Source organism: Pseudomonas sp. LBUM1671, from assembly GCF_059695685.1.
In genome coordinates, this window is sequence record NZ_CP166782.1 from 5,393,022 (window position 1) to 5,413,333 (window position 20,312).

The following is a 20,312-nucleotide window of genomic DNA, read 5'->3' on the forward strand; positions in this document are numbered from 1 at the left end:
AGTCCAGCCAAACCGCAGGATTACAGTTTGTCTAATGTCTCTCCGCCTTCGTCCGTGAGCGCACCCCATCCTGCGACCGGCTCGCCCCTGCGCGGATCCTTGAAGGGTGCGCTGGCAACGCTCGTGCTGTTGCTGCTCGCACTGCTGTTCTGGCAGTTGCTGGATCAGCTTCGCGAAACCCAGAAACATCAGCGCCAATACACCATCGACTACACCGCCGACCTGGCCGCGCAAGTCAGCCTTAACATGGCGCTCAATGCCCAGATCGCGCTGAACCTGCTACCGATCGTCGAACAACCGCAAAGTGCCGACGAACAGCAGGCGTTGCTGCGCAAGCTGCAGCAATCGCTGCCTGAACTGCGCAGCCTGGCGTTGCTCAGCCCGTCCGGCAAAGTCCTTGGCGACAGCGCCGCCGATAGCCAGGACGCCGATTATCTGAGCGATCTGGTCCGGCGCAGCCGCGCCCAGGCCCACTATTTCAGCAATGCCGACGACGGCTCAGTGGTGCACCTGCTGCTGCATCAGGCCAGCGGCAGCACTCGCGGTTACTGGGTCCTGCGCCTGACACCGACCTTTTTCTCGTCACTGACCAAACAAAACGAAGCCGGCATCCGCCCGTTGTGGCTGGTGGAAAACCGGGTCAATCATCAGATTGTCAGCCGTGATGAAGGGGTGCCTTCAGTCAACCCCGGCGCAGTGACCCCGGACGATCTGGCCAACAGCGTGCTGACCGTTCCCCTAAGCAGCAGCGACTGGCAAATGCGCGGGCTGTTCGATCGCCAGCAAGTGCTTGAACACCTGTTGCCGGCGTTCATCGGCAAATGCCTGTTGGGTCTGGCCTTCTCCCTGCTGCCGTTCATCGCGCTGCTGAACATTCGCCGCCGTCAAAGCCAGCTGCACGAAGGTCGCCGGCGCTATCACGATATTTTCGAAGGCACTGGCGTTGCTCTGTGCGTACTTGATGTCTCGGGGCTCAAGACCTTTTTCGACAAGGCCCACCTGCACAACAGCGAGCAACTCAAAGCCTGGCTCGACGTACCGGAGCAACGCCAGCAACTGCTCCAGGAACTGCGCATCACCGAGGTCAACCAGGTCGCACTGCAACTGCTGAACGTCAACTCCTGCGAGCAGGCCTGGAAACTGTTGATTAACGGCTGCCCGCTGGATGGCACCGCCATCGGCCATCAAGTGCTCGAAACGGTGCTCAACCAGCAGCGACAGCTTGAGCTGGAAATCAAACTCCAGGATGCCAATGGCCGTGACCAGCACCTGTGGCTGGTGCTGCGCCTGCCGGAAGATCACGCCGACTATAAAGCGGTGATCCTGAGCATCACCGACATCACCAGCCGCAAACTCATCGAGCTGTCGCTGCTGGAACGTGAAGGCTTCTGGTCCGATGTGGTGCGCACCGTGCCGGATCACCTGTACGTGCAGGACGTGATCAGCCAGCGGATGATTTTCAGCAACCACCACTTGGGCCAGACCCTCGGTTACAACCGAACCGAACTGCACCAGATGGGCGAGTATTTCTGGGAAATCCTCCTGCACCCCGAAGATGCCGATTACTACCACCGCTCGCGCCAGACTCAGCGCCGCGCGGGTTACACCCAATTGCTGCAATGCCAGCTGCGCTTCCGTCATCGCGATGGCAAGTGGCGGCGTTTCGACATTCGCGAACAGGCACTGGCGCGGGACAAACACGATCAAGTCACGCGGATCATCGGCGTGGCCAAGGACATCACCGATCAGATCGAAGCCAGCGAATCCCTGCGTGACAGCGAGCAGCGCTACCGGATGCTCGCGGAAAGCATCAGTGACGTGATTTTCTCCACCGACAGCAAGATGAAGCTCAACTACGTCAGCCCGTCGGTGCATGCGGTACTGGGCTACGACGCCGAGTGGATCTTCCAGAACGGCTGGCAGTCGACCATCGCCAACCCGCAACAACTGACCGGCATTTACAGCCTGATGGACCGGGTCAGCAAAGCGCTGGATAAACCCGAGCAACTGGCACTGCTGCGCAGTCAGGTGCAGACCCAGCTGTTCCTGTTCGATTGCCTGCGGGCCGACGGGCGCAAGATCCCGATCGAACTGCGGTTGGTGCTGGTCTGGGACGAACACGGCGCCTTCGAAGGCGTGCTGGGCGTCGGTCGCGACATCAGCCAGCAACGCCGGGCCGAGAAAGACCTGCGCATGGCGGCGACGGTATTCGAACATTCGACCTCGGCGATCCTGATCACCGACCCGGCCGGCTACATCGTCCAGGCCAACGAAGCGTTTAGTCGTGTCAGCGGTTATGCCGTTGAGCAAGTGCTGGACCAGTTGCCGAACATGCTGACCGTCGACGAACAGCAGGAAGCCCATCTGCGTTATGTGCTCAAGCAACTGCATCTGAACAGCACCTGGGAAGGCGAAGTCTGGCTCAAGCGGCGCAATGGTGAACATTACCCGGCCTGGGTCGGCATCACGGCGGTGCTCGACGATGAAGGTGACCTGGCCAGTTACGTGTGCTTCTTCAGCGACATCAGTGAGCGCAAGGCCAGCGAGCAGCGGATTCACCGCCTCGCCTACTACGACGCCCTGACCCACCTGCCCAACCGCACGCTGTTCCAGGACCGTCTGCACACCGCGCTGCAATCGGCCGAGCGGCAGAAGTCCTGGGTGGTGCTGATGTTCCTCGACCTCGACCGTTTCAAGCCGATCAACGATTCCCTCGGCCACGCCGCCGGCGACCGCATGCTCAAGGAAATGGCCACGCGTCTGCTCGGTTGCGTCGATGACGACGACACCGTGGCGCGCATGGGCGGCGATGAATTCACCTTGCTCCTGCAACCGCGGGTCAACCGTGAAATCGCCTTGAACCGGGCGATTCATGTGGCTGAGCAGATTCTCGCCAGCCTGGTGAAACCGTTCGTGCTGGAAGGCCGCGAGTTCTTCGTCACCGCCAGTATCGGTATCGCCCTGAGTCCGCAGGATGGCAACGAACTCAGTCAGTTGATGAAGAACGCCGACACCGCGATGTACCACGCCAAGGAACGCGGCAAGAACAACTTCCAGTTCTATCAGGCGGACATGAATGCCAGCGCCCTGGAACGCCTGGAACTGGAAAGCGACTTGCGCCATGCCCTGGAACAAGACGAATTCGTTCTGTACTACCAGCCGCAGTTCAGCGGCGACGGCAAACGCCTGACCGGCGCCGAAGCGCTGCTGCGCTGGCGCCATCCACGTCGTGGCCTGGTGCCGCCGGGGGATTTCATTCCGGTGCTCGAAGAGCTCGGGCTGGTGGTGGATGTCGGCGACTGGGTGATCAGCGAAGCCTGCCGTCAGCTCAAGACCTGGCACCAGGCCAAGGTGCGGGTGCCGAAGGTGTCGGTGAATATCTCGGCCCGGCAGTTCTCCGACGGCCAGCTGGGGACGCGGATCGCCACCATCCTCAAGGAAACCGGCCTGCCGCCGGCGTGCCTGGAGCTGGAACTCACCGAAAGTATCCTGATGCGCGAAGTCAGCGAAGCGATGCAGATCCTCGCCGGGCTGAAAAACCTCGGGCTGAGCATTGCGGTCGATGACTTCGGCACCGGTTATTCATCGCTCAACTACCTCAAGCAATTCCCGATCGACGTGTTGAAAATCGACCGCACCTTCGTTGATGGCCTGCCGTCGGGTGAACAGGATGCGCAGATTGCCCGCGCGATTATCGCCATGGCTCATAGCCTGAATCTGGCGGTGATCGCCGAAGGTGTGGAAACCCATGAGCAGCTCGATTTCCTGCGTGAGCATGGTTGCGATGAGGTTCAGGGGTATCTGTTCGGGCGGCCGATGCCGGCGAGCCGGTTCGAGGCGCAGTTCAGCAATGATGCGCTGTTTATGTTCGACTGAAATTTTGTGGAGAGGCCATCGCCAGCAGGCTGGCTCCCACAAGAATTTATGTCGGTCAGGGAATTTGCAGTCTATCGCGATTACTGTGGGAGCCAGCCTGCTGGCGATTGGGGCGCATGATCACCGCTGATCCCGTCATGAAGCCCACTTGTCTGCGACATGATGTCCTTTCATATGCCATCTAAAACCCATTGGGTTAGAATGCCCCCCTTTTCTGCCCCGATCCTTGAGGACCGCCATGTTCAGCCGTGATTTGACTATTGCCAAGTACGACGCCGATCTTTTTGCCGCCATGGAGCAAGAAGCTCAGCGCCAGGAAGAACACATCGAGCTGATCGCTTCGGAAAACTACACCAGCCCAGCGGTGATGGAAGCTCAAGGCTCGGTACTGACCAACAAGTACGCCGAAGGCTACCCGGGCAAGCGCTACTACGGTGGTTGCGAGTTCGTCGACGTGGTTGAGCAACTGGCCATCGACCGTGCAAAAGAGCTGTTCGGCGCTGATTACGCCAACGTTCAGCCGCACGCCGGTTCCCAAGCCAACAGCGCCGTTTACCTGGCTCTGCTGCAAGCGGGCGACACCATCCTGGGCATGAGCCTGGCCCACGGTGGTCACCTGACCCACGGTGCCAGCGTTTCCTCCTCCGGCAAGCTGTACAACGCCGTTCAGTACGGCATCGACGCCAATGGCCTGATCGACTACGACGAAGTCGAGCGCCTGGCTGTTGAGCACAAGCCGAAAATGATCGTGGCCGGTTTCTCTGCCTACTCGCAGATTCTGGACTTCCCGCGCTTCCGCGAAATCGCTGACAAGGTTGGCGCTTACCTGTTCGTCGACATGGCTCACGTAGCCGGTCTGGTCGCCGCTGGCGTCTACCCGAACCCGGTTCCTTTCGCTGACGTCGTGACCACCACCACGCACAAGACCCTGCGCGGTCCACGTGGCGGTTTGATCCTGGCTCGCGCCAACGCCGACATCGAGAAGAAGCTGAACTCCGCCGTATTCCCGGGCGCCCAGGGTGGCCCGCTGGAGCACGTGATCGCCGCCAAAGCGATCTGCTTCAAGGAAGCGCTGCAGCCTGAGTTCAAGACCTACCAGCAACAAGTGGTGAAAAACGCCCAGGCCATGGCCAGCGTCTTCATCGAGCGCGGTTTTGACGTGGTGTCCGGCGGAACTGAAAACCACCTGTTCCTGCTGTCGCTGATCAAGCAGGAAATCTCCGGTAAAGACGCCGATGCCGCTCTGGGCAAAGCGTTCATCACCGTGAACAAGAACTCCGTACCAAACGATCCACGCTCCCCGTTCGTCACTTCCGGCCTGCGCTTCGGCACTCCGGCTGTGACCACTCGCGGCTTCAAGGAAGCAGAGTGCAAAGAGCTGGCCGGCTGGATCTGCGACATCCTGGCTGACCTGAACAACGAAGCGGTGATCGACGCCGTTCGTGAAAAGGTCAAGGCCATCTGCAAGAAGCTGCCGGTGTACGGCGCTTAATTGCACCGCTGAACCGCAGCACTGAAAAACCGGCCACGTGATGGCCGGTTTTTTTTCGTCCGCATTTTTTTCAAAAGGTGAAAAGGCTCAAGGTCGGGCTATTGCGCTCAACTGGTAAGACCGGTCATGCCAATTCCATAATTTCCGCTTGCGATCACCCAAAAACAGCGCCTAGACTGCGCCTGCACTGGACATACCGGTAAGACCACAATAATTAAGTCCTGAATCTGATGCGGCCACCCAAGCGCACGGCAGCCAGGACACCGACCAGGATTCCTCCCATGCTCAGATGGTGCTCGCGTTCAATCTTCCTCCAAGTGGTTCTCGGACTGGTGCTCGGCATCGTCTGCGGGCTGACCCTTCCTGAATACTCCGCCCAGCTCAAACCGCTCGGCGATGGCTTCATCAAACTGATCAAGATGCTCATCGGTCTGATCGTGTTTTGCGTGGTGGTCAGCGGCATCAGCGGTGCCGGCGACCTGAAGAAGGTCGGACGCATCGGCCTGAAATCGGTGATCTACTTCGAAATCCTCACCACCATCGCCCTGGTGATTGGTCTGGTGTTCGCTTTCACCACCGGCATCGGCAGCGGCGCGAACATTCATCTGGAACAGCTCTCCGCCGCCGACATGGGCGATATCGCCCAGCGCGGTCAGCACATGCAAACCACCTCGCAGTTCCTGATGAACCTGATCCCGACCTCGGTCATCGGCGCCTTCGCGGAGAACAACATCCTGCAAGTGCTGCTGTTTTCAGTGCTGTTCGGCAGTGCGCTGAACCTGGTGGGCGAAGCGGCTTCCGGCATTTCGCGTTTGATCAACGAGCTCAGCCACGTGATCTTCCGCATCATGGGCATGATCGTGCGTCTGGCGCCGATCGGCGTGTTCGGCGCCATTGCTTTCACCACCAGCAAATATGGCCTGGATTCGCTGCAGCACCTGGGCAGCCTGGTTGGCCTGTTTTACCTGACCTGTGTGGCGTTCGTAACCTTGATTCTCGGCCTGGTGATGCGCCTTTCGGGCCTGAAGATGTGGCCGTTGCTCAAGTACCTGCGCGAAGAACTGCTGATCGTCATGGGCACCGCTTCTTCCGACGCCGTGCTGCCACAAATCATGCGCAAGCTTGAGCATCTGGGCATCGGCAGTTCGACGGTCGGGTTGGTGATTCCTACGGGTTATTCATTCAACCTCGACGGCTTCTCGATCTACCTGACCCTCGCCATCGTCTTCATCGCCAACGCCACCGGCACGCCGCTGGCCATGACCGACCTGCTGACGATTCTGCTGGTGTCGTTGATTACCTCAAAAGGGGCCCACGGGATTCCCGGCTCGGCGCTGGTGATTCTGGCGGCGACACTCACGGCAATCCCGGCGATTCCGGTGGTCGGCCTGGTATTGGTGCTGGCCGTGGACTGGTTCATGGGCATCGGCCGGGCGCTGACCAACCTGATCGGCAACTGCGTCGCTACCGTGGCCATCGCCCGCTGGGAGAAGGACATCGATATTCAACGGGCGAACAAAGTGCTTTCCGGCCAGGTGGGTTATACCTTCCAGCCGAGAAAACCAGTGGCCCCGGCGCATCAGCAGGAATTCTGAATAAACGCCGTGCCTGCCTGCGGGCGGGCACGGTCTTCAACCGTTTTGGATGCTCATGGAGCGAACAGTGATTACCTCGTCGACCGTTGTGAACTCAGTCGTAGAAAAACTCCGGGCCGCGTTGGCCCGTGGTCAGTGGCGCTCCGGCGAAATGTTGCCGGGGCAACGGGAACTGGCCGAACAACTGGGCATCAGCCGCCCGAGCCTGCGCGAAGCAGTGATCGTGCTGGAAACCCTTGGCCTGGTGCGCTCGATGCCTGGCAAAGGCGTGGTGGTGCTGGACGCCCACCTCAGCGACAGCCAAAGCCACGACAGCGCGGTGGCCGGCGCGAGCCTGGAAGATGTGCTGCAACTGCGCTACACGCTTGAGCCGTTCATCGTCGGCCTGGTCGCGCAATCGATCAGCAGCAAGGAAGTCGGGCAGTTGCGCCTGACCCTGATGGACATGCGCGAAGCGCTGGAGGCCAACGACAGCGAGGCCGGGGTCAACGCCTATATCGCGTTCCACGAGGAGCTGTTCACCCTGACCTCGAACCCGATCTTCCAGAGCGTGGTGCAGCAAACCAGCAACGCCCTCAAGCAAAGCGCCGAGGTGCTGCGCAATTCGCCGGAGCATCTGGCAGAACGTCTCGAAGAGAACGAAGCCGTGGTGCGGGCGATCCGCAGCAAAAACAGCGCCCAGGCCAGCGCCGAGATGCGTCGGCACATCCTTCGGGAAGGCCAGCGGATGGGCATCGAACTGAATATTCCGGACGACAACCTCGGCAGCTAAAACTTCTTCGAACTGGAGACAGGCCATGAACAGCTTCGCTTCACCGCAGACACTCACTGCCCTGCCCTTTCCAGCGCGAGCGGACGATCTCTACTCGCGGCTCTTCGACGCCATTCTCGAACAGCGCCTCACTGCGTCCAGCCGCTTTACCGAAGAAAGCCTGGCGCAGATGTTCAGCGCTCGACGCAGTGATATTCGTGGCGTGCTGACGCACCTGTCCCATCAGCAGATCATCGTCCTTCGCCCGAACCACCGGCCTCGCGTTGCCACGCTTGATGTCGAGCAGACCCGCCAGACGTTGCATGCCCGGCGGCTGACCGAGATGACGTTGGTGCGACTGGCTTGCCGGCAACCCCGTGCGCAAGACTTGAATCGCCTGTGTGCCCTGATTGATAGCGAACGCAGCTGTACGGCGCGTGGCCCGGCGATTCGGTTGTCGGGGGAGTTTCATTTGCAGTTGGCGCAAATGGCAGGGAATGCCCCGTTGGCGCATTTTCTCGGCAGTCTGGTGCCGCTGACTTCGTTGGCGATTGCGCAGTTTGATGCGCAGGTAGAGGGTGATTGCGGGTGGCAGTTACATCAAGGAGTTCTGGAAGCAGTGGAGCGTGGCGATTCAGTCATGGCCGAAACGCTGCTAAGCCAGCATCTGGACCACCTTGAGGAAACACTGCTGAACTCAGGATCAAGATCCAGCCTGAATCGTGTTGCCGGTTAGATCGCTATCGCGAGCAGGCTCGCTCCCACATTTGGAATGCATTCCCCTGTGGGAGCGAGCCTGCTCGCGATGACGGCATAAGATTCACTGAAAATCTTTTATTTTAGTCCGCAGCCACCCGCGCAAACCCTTCCCGAATCTTCTCTTCCGGCAAATCATCGGCAATAAACACAATCACGCTTTCCCGCGCCTCGCCGTCCGCCCATTCGGTGTCCCAGTCGAAACCGTACAACTTCAGGACCCCTTGAAACACCATCCGCCGCGGTTCACCAACCATATTCAACACACCTTTGTAGCGCAGCAATTGCTTGCCATGGTCTTCCAGCAGTTCGTTCATGAACTCGCTGAGCTTGTCGATATCCAGCGGCTTGTCCGTGCGCAGCACCAGGCTGGAAATCCGGTCGACGGACGGCGCCTTGCCCACCGGGCGCAGGCTGATACCGCCGAGGTCGGCATTCAGGTTGAAACCGCGTACGTCGAGCAGTTCGGCCAGGTCGATCTTGCCGTGTTCGACCACGCGAATCGGCGCGCGACGGTTGATGCGGGTCAGGCGCTCGCTCAGCGCGGTAAACGTCGCTTCGTCCACCAGATCGCGCTTGCTGATCAGCAAGCGGTCGGCAAAACCGATCTGTGCCTGGGCGATGGTCTGGGTCAGGTGAGTGTCGGCATGCGCCGCGTCCACCAGGGTGATGATGCCGTCGAGAATGTAGCGCTCGCGCAGCTCTTCATCGATAAAAAAGGTTTGTGCGACCGGTGCAGGATCGGCCAGGCCGGTGCATTCGATCACTAGGCGATCAAAGGCGATTTCGCCGCTGTCCAGGCGTTCGAGCAACAGGTACAGGGCTTTGGTCAGGTCGGTGTGGATGGTGCAGCAGACGCAGCCGTTGGACAGCGTCATCACTTGCACGGGTTCGTCGCCCAACAGCTGGGTGTCAATACCGGCGTCGCTGAATTCGTTCTCGATCACGGCGATTTTCAGGCCGTGTTCGGCTTTGAGCAGGTGGCGCAGCAGCGTGGTTTTGCCGGCACCGAGGAAGCCGCTGAGGATCGTGACTGGGATGGGAGAGGACAACGGGAGTCTCCTGTTTCACAAAATTAGAAAGCAACACAAAAACAAATGTGGGAGCTAGCCTGCTAGCGATAGCGGACTGTCAATCAACAGTGATGTTGAATGTTCAGCCGCCATCGCTAGCAGGCTAGCTCCCACAGGGATTGCTGTTAACCCGACAACCGGGTCAACAGCACTTCGGCCCACCCTTGCCACCGTAACGCGCTTCCTGACGTTCCCTGAAGAACATCTCGTAAGTCATCACCGGTTTGTCCGGGTGTTTGGTTTGCATATGCTCGACGTAGTTGTCGTAGTCGGGCATGCCGACCATCAGGCGCGCGGCCTGACCGAGGTATTTACCGAGGCGACTCAGGTCATTGAACATCGTGCATTCCTCGATTACGCATCCGGCAGCACCTGGAACGGTGCTTCTTTATCCGTACGCTCTTTGCTGCCCCAGGCGGAAATACCGACCTTGAGCGCATAGAACAGGATGCTGAAGACCACGAACAGGAACAGCGCGGTGAGCGTTGCGTTGGTATAAGCGTTGAAAATCACGTGCTGCATTTGAGTGATGTCCTTGGCCGGGGCGAGGATCTGACCGTTGGCCAGCGCATCGCTGTATTTTTTCGCCAGCGACAGGAAGCCGATCGCCGGGTTGGCGTCGAACAGCTTGATGAAGCCCGCGGTGGTGGTGCAGACCAGAAGCCAGACCGCTGGCAGCATGGTTACCCAGACATAGCGTTGGCGTTTCATTTTGATCAGCACGACGGTGCCGAGCATCAGTGCGATACCGGCCAGCATCTGGTTGGAGATACCGAACAATGGCCACAAGGTGTTGATGCCGCCCAGTGGATCAATCACGCCCTGGTACAGCAACCAGCCCCACATCGCCACGCAACCGGCAGTTGCGATCAGGTTGGCGGTCCAGGATTCGGTGCGTTTCAGCGCCGGCACGAAGGAGCCGAGCAAGTCCTGGAGCATGAAACGTCCGGCACGGGTGCCGGCGTCGACGGCGGTCAGGATGAACAGCGCTTCGAACAGGATCGCGAAGTGGTACCAGAACGCCATGGTGTTTTCACCCGGCAGGACACTGTGCAGGATCTGCGCAATACCGACCGCCAGGGTCGGCGCACCGCCGGCACGGGCCAGGATAGTGGTTTCACCGATGTCCTTGGCCACTGCTTGCAGCGCTTCGGGGGTAATTGCAAAGCCCCAGCTGCTGACGGTTTGAGCCACGGCCACCACATCACCACCGACGACTGCCGCCGGGCTGTTCATGGCGAAGTACACGCCTGGCTCGATCACCGAAGCAGCGACCATCGCCATGATGGCCACGAAGGATTCCATCAGCATGGCGCCGTAACCGATGTAACGGGCGTTGACTTCGTTATCCAGCAGTTTTGGCGTGGTGCCGGAGGAGATCAGCGCATGGAAACCGGAGACCGCGCCACAAGCAATGGTGATGAACAGGAACGGGAACAGACCGCCCTTCCACACAGGGCCGGTGCCGTCGACGAACTGGGTCAATGCCGGCATTTTCAGCTCGGGCATAGTGACCAGAATGCCGATCGCCAGCGCCACGATGGTGCCGATTTTCAGGAAGGTCGACAGGTAGTCACGCGGCGCCAGAATAAGCCAGACCGGCAGCGAGGCGGCCACGAAACCGTAACCGACCAGCATCCAGGTAATCTGCACGCCACTAAAGGTAAAGGCTTTGGCCCAGACCGGATCAGCGGCAATCTGCCCGCCCAGCCAGATCGAACCGAGCAGCAGCAACACGCCGACCACGGAGATTTCACCAATGCGGCCCGGGCGGATGTAGCGCATGTAAATGCCCATGAACATCGCGATCGGGATGGTCGCCATTACCGTGAAAATCCCCCATGGGCTTTCGGCCAGGGCTTTCACGACGATCAGCGCCAGCACCGCGAGGATGATGATCATGATCAGGAAGCAGCCGAACAGCGCAATGGTCCCGGGGATACGGCCCATTTCTTCACGGACCATGTCGCCCAGGGAACGGCCGTTGCGGCGGGTGGACATGAACAGGACCATGAAGTCCTGAACCGCACCGGCCAGCACCACACCGGCAATCAGCCACAGCGTACCGGGCAGGTAGCCCATCTGTGCAGCCAATACCGGACCGACCAGCGGCCCCGCGCCAGCGATGGCGGCGAAGTGGTGACCGAAGAGGATGTGTTTGTTGGTAGGGACGTAGTCCAGACCGTCATTGTTGAGCACGGCGGGAGTGGCCCGTCGCGGGTCGAGTTGCATCACATTGTTGGCAATGAACAGACTGTAGTAGCGGTAGGCAACCAGATAAATGGCCACGGCCGCGACCACAATCCACAAGGCGTTGATCGCCTCACCTCGGCGCAATGCCACGACACCAAGGGCGCACGCCCCTACGATTGCCAGCAGCAGCCAGGGTAGATGGCGTAGCAGGCTATTATTATTTTTCATTTTATGATTCCAGCCAGAGTGGACAAGAAAGACAGCCACCCCGAGTTTAGCTCGCCTGACGGCAAAGGCCATACCCGACATAGGTCGAGAGCCATCACTTTGCTGGCAAGCTTTAACAAGGCGGGTCTATAGTCAGCGGACATTCAGAGGATTGCGTCATGAGCGAACACCCTGCCGATCGCCGCCGCTTCAAACGAATTGCGTTCGATGCCAAAACCGAATTGAGCCAGGGGGAATTCATCTGGCCGGTGAAGCTGATTGACCTGTCACTCAAGGGGCTGCTGATCGAGAAGCCCGAGCCGTGGCTGGGTAATCCAGACTGGCATTTCCTGGTCGATATTCATCTGACCGAGGACGTCGAGATCAAGATGGATGTGATGTTGACCCACGATGACCATGGCCAGCTTGGGTTTGAATGCAAGCACATCAGCCTGGAATCGATTGAACGCCTGCGGCGGTTGATCGAATTCAATCTGGGCGATCCCAAGGAACTGGAGCGCGAATTGGGCGCTTTGATCGAAATCTGAAGCCCAACACTGATCCAATGTGGGAGCGAGCCTGCTCGCGATAGCGGTTTAGCATTCAACGATGATGTTGACTGATAGTCCGCTATCGCCAAGCAGGCTCGCACAGGGGGCTGTGTTCTACCTGGAAATTATTCGAACAATGCGTCGAGGGCCTGTTCCAGGCGGGTCACGGCAATAATCTGCAACCCCGGCGGCGCTTCCTTGGGCGCATTGCCCTTGGGCACGATGGCGCGTTTGAAGCCGTGCTTGGCCGCTTCCTTCAGGCGTTCCTGGCCACTCGGCACCGGGCGTACTTCGCCCGACAGCCCAACCTCGCCAAACACCAGTAAATCATGCGGCAGCGGGCGGTTGCGCAAACTGGACATGACCGCCGCCATCAACGCCAGGTCGGAGGCCGTTTCCAGCACCTTCACCCCGCCGACCACGTTGAGGAACACGTCCTGGTCGTGAGTCGGAATCCCGCCGTGACGGTGCAGCACCGCCAGCAACATCGCCAGGCGATTCTGATCCAGCCCCAGCGTGACCCGGCGCGGGTTCGCCAGATGGCTGTCATCCACCAGCGCCTGGACTTCCACCAGCATCGGCCGCGTCCCTTCCCACGTCGCCATGACCACACTGCCCGGGACTTCTTCCTGGGCACGGGTGAGAAAAATCGCTGACGGGTTGGAGACTTCTTTCAGGCCCTTGTCGGTCATGCCGAACACGCCCAGTTCGTTGACGGCACCGAAACGGTTTTTCACCGCACGCAGCAATCGCAAGCGCCCATCGGATTCGCCTTCGAAATACAGCACCGTATCGACCATGTGCTCCAGCACGCGCGGTCCGGCCAAGGCGCCTTCTTTTGTCACGTGGCCGACGAGGAAAATCGCGGTGCCGCTCTGCTTGGCATAACGCACCAGCAACGCCGCACTTTCCCGGACCTGCGACACGCCGCCCGGCGCCGATTGCAGCTGTTCGGTGAAGATCGTCTGGATCGAGTCGATCACCATGACCTTGGGTTTTTCGACCCGGGCGGTGGCAATGATGGTTTCGATGCAGGTTTCAGTCATCACCCGCAACTGGTCCTGAGGCAAACCGAGACGGCGGGCGCGCATGGCCACTTGCTGCTGGGATTCTTCGCCGGTGACGTACAGCGCCGGCATGACTTTGGCGAGGTTGCACAAGGTCTGCAGCAAAATGGTCGACTTGCCGATGCCAGGGTCACCACCGATCAGCACCACCGAACCATCCACCAACCCGCCGCCCAACACCCGATCAAGCTCACTGGAGGCGGTGGAGAAGCGCGGAATCTCTTCGACGCTGACTTCGGCCAGGGTCTTGATCTGTGCCTGTTGGCCGGTCCAGCCGGTGCGACCGCTGGGTGGCGCGGCGCCGCCGCTCTCGACCATGGTTTCGGTCAGCGTGTTCCAGGCCCCACACTCGCCGCACTGGCCGGCCCACTTGGGGAAGGTTGAGCCGCACTCGGTGCAGCCGTACATGCGCTTGGCCTTGGCCATCTGAACTCCCGGCAAAAACCGCGATGATAGCTCAGCTGACGCGGATCAGCGCGGCGCCGCTGTGCGGATTTCACCCTTGGCCAGACGCGCGGCGCTGTTGCCCAACGGATCTTCAGCATTAAGGTCGGCGCCCTTGGCCTTGAGCTCATCCAGCAATTCGACCCGTTTGAACAGGCCGGCGTACATCGCGGCGGTCTGGCCGGCGCCGTTACGTTGGTCGGGACTGCAATGAGCGGCCAACAGGGTTTTGGCGATCTGGATTTCGCCCTTGAAAATTGCGCCCATCAGGGCGGTGTTGCCGCGTTGATCCTGCGCGCAGGCGTCGGCCCCGGCCGCGAGCAAACGGTCCACGGCGCCGGTCTGGCCGTGATAGGCGGCAAGTATCAGCGCGGTGTAACCCTTGCTGTCGCGAGTATCGAGGGAGTACCCGGCCTCGATGAAGGTCTCGAGCATCGGTACATCGCCACGGCGGGCGGCATCAAAGTAGTAATCCTGCAGTTGAACCTTCAGCGCGGCGGGATCTTCGGCCGGCCCTGCGAAGACGCTGAACGACACGCACGCCAGAAACAGCGATAGACAAAAACGCATGGCAAGCTCCTTGGTCTGACGGGACCTCCTCAAGAGGCCCCGCTTTCAGGCAAACGCGATCAGTCGGCCAGCTTGGCCGCCAGTGCCTTGACCCGGCTCAGATCCCCCTTGGCCACCTTGGTCACGCCGCTCCCGTATTCCGGGTCGGCCTTATAAAGGAAGGACAGGATGATGTGCTTGCTCTCGTCATCGGTGGTGGCCAGTGAGCCGCCGAAGCTCTCGATCAAGTCCTTGCGTTCTTTCTTGCTGAACGAGCGGTACAGATCCCCGGCCTGCTTGAAGTTCTGCTCTCGCTGGATTTTCGCTTGCTGCGTGCTGCCCGACAGGGTCGACTGGCTGTAACGCGCAGTTTGCGGCTCGTCACGCGGCAGCAAACGGCTCGGCTGATAATTCACACCGCTGCTGCTGTGGCCGATGTTCATCGCGCCATCCTGGTTACCGTTGTTCACGGCGATCTTGGGTGCATTGATCGGCAATTGCAGTGCATTGGCGCCCAGGCGATACAGTTGAGTATCGGCATAAGAGAACACCCGCCCCTGTAATAAGCGATCTTCGGAAGGCTCGATACCTGGAACAAGATTGGCCGGTGCCATGGCAACTTGTTCCGTTTCCTGGAAGACATTTGCCGGGTTACGGTTCAACACCATTTGTCCAACTTTTCGCTCAGGAACTCCGGGCCAGATTTTGGTGGCGTCCAATGGATCGAAATCAAACTTGTACAAATCTTGAGGATTTAATACCTGGACGTACAAGTCCCATTTCGGAAACTTACCCTTGTTAATATGAGACACCAAATCATTAGTCATATGACTGTAGTCTTGACCTTGAACATTGGTAACTGCTTTTGGATCGAGGTTATTAATCCCCTGCAGACTTTTCCAGTGAAACTTCACGTAGTGAACTTCACCCTTGGCATTCACCAACTTGTAAGCATGAACACCGTTACCGTCCATTTCCCGATAACTGGCCGGTGTACCGGCATTGGAATATAACTCCGTCAGGGTGCGAGTGGCCTCTGGCACATGAGAGAAGAAATCGAAGCGGCGGGCATCATCGTCCAGGTTGGTACGCGGGTCCGGCTTGAAGGCGTGGACCATGTCCGGGAATTTGATGGCATCACGAATGAAAAAGGTCGGGAAATTGTTGCCGACCAGGTCCCAGTTGCCGTCCGCCGTGTAGAACTTGGTAGCAAAGCCACGGGGATCACGCAGGGTTTCTGGCGAATGGTTGCCATGGACGACCGCCGAGAAACGCACAAACACCGGGGTGCTTTGACCGCCAGAGAACACCTTGGCTTTGGTCAGGTCACTCAGGTCGTCCGTTACCGTGAAGGTGCCGTGGGCTCCGGTGCCGCGGGCATGCACGACGCGCTCGGGAATTCGTTCGCGGTCAAAGCGTTGGAGTTTCTGGATCAACTGCACGTCCTGAAGCAGCACCGGGCCGTTGGCACCGGCGGTTTGCGAATTCTGGTTGTCGCCGACGGCAGCACCGTTATCGCGGGTCAGGGTCGCAGCGTGGACGGAGAAGGACAGCAGGCTGGCGGTTAACACGCCAAGGGTACGCCGATGGGGAAAAGCCCCGAGGCCAATGGTCGAAGTCATATCAGGTTCCTCTGTTTTCAAGGCGCACTCCAAGTGCGCTACCCAGAGGCTAGAGGCCCTGGCCGCAGAACATAAATAGAAAGAACGCAATGCGATGATTCAGAAAATTGTGTGGCCAATCAGCTTGTTAGCGCGTAGTTCCCGCGCGATTGGTGGCACTTTGAAAACTAAATGCCTGCAAATGTGTCGATAAACACGGGCATTGTAAGAAGGCGTTTCGAGCATGAGCGGATTTGCTGATTTACACTGCGTTCACCAACCTCATCTGTAACAAGGAAATAACCTATGGGCGTGATAAGTGAGTTCAAGGCCTTCGCGGTCAAAGGTAATGTGGTCGACATGGCCGTCGGTATCATCATTGGCGCTGCATTCGGCAAGATCGTTTCATCGTTTGTCGGCGACGTGGTAATGCCGCCAATCGGCCTCTTGATCGGTGGGGTGGACTTCAGTGACCTGGCCGTTACCCTCAAGGCAGCCAACGGCGATATCCCGGCGGTGGTGCTGGCTTACGGCAAGTTCATCCAGAGCCTGATCGACTTCATCATCGTCGCTTTTGCTATCTTCATGGGCGTCAAAGCCATCAACCGTCTGAAACGCGAAGAGGCCGTCGCGCCAACCTTGCCGCCGGTTCCAACCAAGGAAGAAGAGCTGTTGAGCGAGATCCGTGACCTGCTCAAAGCCCAGAACAATCAGCCCTGAAGGCTGGTTGCATGCAGAAAAACGGCGCCTGCAGGGCGCCGTTTTTTTTACCAGAAGTTTTCCACCGCCACCTGGCCGGGTCGTCGACTGAGGCTCAGGTGCATGTCGCGCTGTTTGAGCAGCTTGCGTGTGTCATCGATCATCTGTGGATTGCCGCAGAGCATGACCCGCGAGTGCTCGGGCGTAAGCTCTACGCCTGCCACACGCTCCAGTTCGCCATTTTCGATTAGCGTGGTGATTCGCCCGTTCAGGGCGCCGGGGTGCTGTTCACGCGTGACGGTCGCAATGAACTGCAACTTGTGCGCGTATTCCGCCAGATAGTCGCGTTGCGTCAGCCCTGCGATCAGCTCCTGATAAGCCAGCTCGCGGGCCTCACGTACGCTGTAGACGAGGATGATCCGCTCAAATTTCTCCCACACCTCGAAGTCCTGCAGGATCGACAGAAACGGCGACACGCCAGTGCCTGTGGATAACAGCCAGAGATCACGACCATCGACGAAACGATCCAGCGTCAGGTAACCGAAAGCCTGACGGTCGACCAGCAGCGTATCGCCGACCTCCAGTCGACTCAGTTCACTGGTGAACTCACCGCCCGGCACGACAATGGAAAAGAACTCAAGGAATTCGTCATAGGGCGAAGAGACCATTGAATAGGCGCGCCACACGGTGCTGCCGTCGGCTTTCGTCACGCCCAGCCGGGCGAATTGCCCCGCCCGAAAACGAAAGCCAGGGTCTCTGGTGGCCCGCAACGTGAATAGGTTGGGGGTCAATGGCTGAACATCAGTCAGGGTCTGGCGAGTGAATTTTTCTGCACTGGCAGTCATGAGGTGCTCCATTCAACAGATGACCCAGTGTCCCGCAAAGCGAGCGCTGGAAACACCGGTGATTTGTAGTGGCTTTAGATAAAAGGCCATTATTTCGCCTGCACTCTCCGCATTTTAAAATGACTACTAACCAGTAACTACATAACTAAATTGTAATGGTTGAAGGATGAACCCCATATAACTTCGCCTTTGCGGGCTAAGAACCAGTTATGTATTTTCCGGACTTTTCAAGAGCAAAAAAATTGCAGCGTATGTGTAGGAATGGTCCTACACTCGGAGCGTGCTGGATTTCGGATCCAATGTGCACCCCCTGAGAAACCCACATGGAGTTCAACCGATGGAAATGTGGAAGGATTCACAATTAAGGCAGATATCGAACGCACGGAATGTTGAGTCTGCATACGGGATGTCACTTAATCTCGTTCAAGATCTTGGCTTTAAATTCTGTGCCTTTTCAATAACCTCACATTCGCGAGGACCGCACTTCGAGAGGGTAAATCTCAACAATTACCCAAGCGAGTGGAACGTGAAATATGCACAAAGTCATTTCAGCGATGAAGATCCGATACTGGCTCATTGCAAACGTTCAACGCTGCCAATTCTATGGGAAGAGAAGATCTACTCGAAAGCACCAGGACTGTGGCAAGCACAAAAAAAACTGGGTTTGCAGCATGGCTGGTCACAATCGTTTCACGACGACAAAGGGCTCTGCAGCATGTTGAGCCTGGCCAGAAGCGACAGCCCCATCACGCCCTATGAGCTATATGAAAACCTGGGCTATGCGATGTTTATCAGCCAACAACTGCATGGACTTGTCGCTCAAAATCTGCCTTCGCGCATACCCCATTCGTGCCCTGTTTTGTCGACACGCGAACTCGAGATATTGAAGCTGTCAGCCGACGGAAAGACGGCATACGAAATATCCAGGATCCTGTACCTCTCTGAACGCACCGTAAATTTCCACATACACAATGCGATTCAGAAACTGGGCGTCAACAACAAGATCGCGGCGGTCATCGCGGCAGCCAGGGCCTGCATGATCTGAGCAGTACGTCCGAATAAACGAAGGGGAAAAACCCGCGAGTATTCCGAAAGAAAAAAACGTACCATTTGCGGCTCCTCCAGAGTGATGACGAGTGAAACATCACGTCGTAGTCCACTCGGACGGCCCCGCCCGCTACAACGCTTCAGGCAGCGGGACACCACACCTGTTGACTACCCAGAGCCCCCAGCCTCATGCCCCTGCTCGAAACGCCCTTCGCCCAACTCGATCTGATCCGTCAGCCAGAACAACAGAACGAACCGCTGCAAGCTTTCGATGCAGCAGACGAATACCTGCTCAATCATCTGTCCGAGCAGCAACCGGCCGCGGACACCCGAGTGCTGGTGCTCAACGATAGCTTCGGCGCATTGGCCGCGAGCCTGGCAGGAAAAGTATTCGTGACCAGCAGCGGCGACTCGTTCCTGGCTTTCCAAGGCCTGGAAAAGAACCTGATCCGCAATGGCCGGGCCTTCGACACCGTACCCATCGTACCGGCCAACGAAAAATTTACAGGCCCGTTCGACCGTGTGTTGATCCGCGTGCCGAAAACCCTGGCCTTGCTGGAAGAGCAACTGATTCGCCTGCAAAACCACTTGGCCCCGGGCGCCCAGGTGATTGCAGCAGCCATGGTCAAGCATCTGCCTCGCGCGGCGGGTGATCTGCTGGAGCGCTACATCGGCCCGGTACAAGCCTCATTGGCAGTGAAGAAAGCCCGGCTGCTGATCGCAACACCTGAAACCAAATCCCCGGCCGTGTCCCCCTACCCTTCACGCTATCAACTCGACACACCGGCGATCGAGCTGCTGAACCACGCCAATGTGTTCTGCCGCGAAGGGCTGGACATCGGTACGCGAGCCTTTCTCCCACATTTGCCCAACAACCTCGGCACAGCGCGAGTCGCCGACCTTGGTTGTGGAAATGGCGTACTGGCAATCGCCAGCGCTCTGCAAAACCCTGAGGCCCGGTACACGCTGGTGGACGAGTCGTTCATGGCGGTGCAATCGGCCAGCGAAAACTGGCGCGCTGCGCTGGGTGACCGTGAGGTGATCGTGCGTGCGGACGACGGCCTGGCCGGGCAAGAGCCGCAATCGCTGGACGTGGTGCTGTGCAATCCGCCGTTTCACCAGCAACAGGTCGTTGGCGACTTTCTCGCCTGGCGGATGTTCCAGCAGGCGCGCGAAGCCCTGGTGGTTGGCGGTGCGCTGTACATCGTCGGCAACCGTCACCTGGGTTACCACAGCAAGCTCGCACGGCTGTTCCGCGGTGTTGAACAAGTAGCGGCTACGCCGAAATTCGTCATTCTCAAAGCCCGCAAGTAATCGCAGGTAAAAAAACCCTCCGTGACAGGAGGGTTTGAATCCGTGCCGCAAGGCAACGGGATGGGAATGTCGAGTGTCTCAGTGCGTGGACAGACCTGCGGCGTTCATGAACATGCGCATCAGGCTGGCCACGATAAACAAGGCCCCCACGCTACCGACCCAGATCAAGGCCAACCAACCGAGCCGCTGCCAAAGCGGTTTTTTCTCTGCTTCCTTGATTTCCTCAAGGGAATGTTTGCCAGCCATCATCGT

At 58.7% G+C, this 20,312-nt stretch carries 17 protein-coding genes; 9 read left to right on the plus strand and 8 right to left on the minus strand.

The window, feature by feature from the left end:
• Positions 1-27: 27 nt before the first annotated feature.
• The 5 genes from ACA060_RS24950 to ACA060_RS24970 all read left to right on the plus strand — a co-directional run bounded on the left by ACA060_RS24950 (position 28) and on the right by ACA060_RS24970 (position 8,450).
• Positions 28-3,876 carry a bifunctional diguanylate cyclase/phosphodiesterase gene (locus ACA060_RS24950; protein WP_497313817.1) on the plus strand — a complete coding sequence of 1,283 codons (3,849 nt, stop codon included), beginning with the start codon at positions 28-30 and terminating at the stop codon, positions 3,874-3,876.
• 238 nt (positions 3,877-4,114) lie between these two features.
• Positions 4,115-5,368, plus strand: a complete 1,254-nt coding sequence (gene glyA / locus ACA060_RS24955; protein WP_109634995.1) for a serine hydroxymethyltransferase — start codon at positions 4,115-4,117, stop codon at positions 5,366-5,368.
• 281 nt (positions 5,369-5,649) lie between these two features.
• Positions 5,650-6,963 carry a C4-dicarboxylate transporter DctA gene (locus ACA060_RS24960; protein ID WP_109634997.1) on the plus strand — a complete coding sequence of 438 codons (1,314 nt, stop codon included), beginning with the start codon at positions 5,650-5,652 and terminating at the stop codon, positions 6,961-6,963.
• 67 nt (positions 6,964-7,030) lie between these two features.
• Positions 7,031-7,735, plus strand: a complete 705-nt coding sequence (locus ACA060_RS24965) for a FadR/GntR family transcriptional regulator (protein ID WP_109634999.1) — start codon at positions 7,031-7,033, stop codon at positions 7,733-7,735.
• 25 nt (positions 7,736-7,760) lie between these two features.
• The gene (locus tag ACA060_RS24970; protein ID WP_497313820.1) at positions 7,761-8,450 is read left to right on the plus strand and encodes a GntR family transcriptional regulator; all 690 of its coding nucleotides are present in this window, start codon (positions 7,761-7,763) and stop codon (positions 8,448-8,450) included.
• A 103-nt stretch (positions 8,451-8,553) separates the two neighbouring features.
• Here ACA060_RS24970 and yjiA read toward each other — a convergent pair whose 3' ends face one another.
• From yjiA to ACA060_RS24985, 3 genes are all read right to left on the minus strand, one after another.
• Complete coding sequence (gene yjiA, locus ACA060_RS24975; protein WP_497313822.1) at positions 8,554-9,522, minus strand: GTPase; 969 nt, start codon at positions 9,520-9,522, stop codon at positions 8,554-8,556.
• Between the two features lie 163 nt (positions 9,523-9,685).
• The gene (locus ACA060_RS24980) at positions 9,686-9,883 is read right to left on the minus strand and encodes a YbdD/YjiX family protein (RefSeq protein WP_008154232.1); all 198 of its coding nucleotides are present in this window, start codon (positions 9,881-9,883) and stop codon (positions 9,686-9,688) included.
• 14 nt (positions 9,884-9,897) lie between these two features.
• Entirely contained in the window at positions 9,898-11,964 is a 2,067-nt protein-coding gene (locus ACA060_RS24985) for a carbon starvation CstA family protein (RefSeq protein ID WP_497313824.1), read from the minus strand.
• A 158-nt stretch (positions 11,965-12,122) separates the two neighbouring features.
• Here ACA060_RS24985 and ACA060_RS24990 point away from each other — a divergent pair, with 158 nt between their 5' ends.
• Complete coding sequence (locus ACA060_RS24990) at positions 12,123-12,491, plus strand: PilZ domain-containing protein (protein ID WP_497313826.1); 369 nt, start codon at positions 12,123-12,125, stop codon at positions 12,489-12,491.
• A 128-nt stretch (positions 12,492-12,619) separates the two neighbouring features.
• Here ACA060_RS24990 and radA read toward each other — a convergent pair whose 3' ends face one another.
• From radA to katB, 3 genes are read right to left on the minus strand one after another with little or no spacing between them, the layout of a single operon-like run.
• Positions 12,620-13,987 carry a DNA repair protein RadA gene (radA, locus tag ACA060_RS24995; protein ID WP_109635008.1) on the minus strand — a complete coding sequence of 456 codons (1,368 nt, stop codon included), beginning with the start codon at positions 13,985-13,987 and terminating at the stop codon, positions 12,620-12,622.
• 45 nt (positions 13,988-14,032) lie between these two features.
• Positions 14,033-14,575: an ankyrin repeat domain-containing protein gene (locus ACA060_RS25000; protein ID WP_497313828.1), complete on the minus strand. Its 543-nt coding sequence runs from the start codon at positions 14,573-14,575 to the stop codon at positions 14,033-14,035.
• 59 nt (positions 14,576-14,634) lie between these two features.
• Positions 14,635-16,176 (minus strand): catalase KatB, encoded by a 1,542-nt coding sequence (katB, locus tag ACA060_RS25005; RefSeq protein ID WP_497313830.1) that lies wholly within the window; start codon positions 16,174-16,176, stop codon positions 14,635-14,637.
• A 285-nt stretch (positions 16,177-16,461) separates the two neighbouring features.
• Between katB and mscL the strand changes: the two genes are divergently transcribed.
• Positions 16,462-16,875, plus strand: coding sequence for a large-conductance mechanosensitive channel protein MscL (gene mscL, locus ACA060_RS25010; protein ID WP_010467482.1), 414 nt, complete (start codon positions 16,462-16,464; stop codon positions 16,873-16,875).
• Between the two features lie 47 nt (positions 16,876-16,922).
• Here mscL and ACA060_RS25015 read toward each other — a convergent pair whose 3' ends face one another.
• Positions 16,923-17,699: a ferredoxin--NADP reductase gene (locus ACA060_RS25015; protein ID WP_497313832.1), complete on the minus strand. Its 777-nt coding sequence runs from the start codon at positions 17,697-17,699 to the stop codon at positions 16,923-16,925.
• A 337-nt stretch (positions 17,700-18,036) separates the two neighbouring features.
• Between ACA060_RS25015 and ACA060_RS25020 the strand changes: the two genes are divergently transcribed.
• On the plus strand, positions 18,037-18,744 hold the full coding sequence (locus ACA060_RS25020) for a LuxR family transcriptional regulator (protein WP_109635016.1): 708 nt from the start codon (positions 18,037-18,039) through the stop codon (positions 18,742-18,744).
• A gap of 191 nt (positions 18,745-18,935) precedes the next feature.
• Positions 18,936-20,060: a methyltransferase gene (locus tag ACA060_RS25025; RefSeq protein WP_497313834.1), complete on the plus strand. Its 1,125-nt coding sequence runs from the start codon at positions 18,936-18,938 to the stop codon at positions 20,058-20,060.
• 78 nt (positions 20,061-20,138) lie between these two features.
• Here the strand turns inward: ACA060_RS25025 and ACA060_RS25030 are convergent, their stop codons facing one another.
• On the minus strand, positions 20,139-20,306 hold the full coding sequence (locus ACA060_RS25030; RefSeq protein WP_109636226.1) for a DUF2474 domain-containing protein: 168 nt from the start codon (positions 20,304-20,306) through the stop codon (positions 20,139-20,141).
• Between the last annotated feature and the right edge of the window lie 6 nt (positions 20,307-20,312).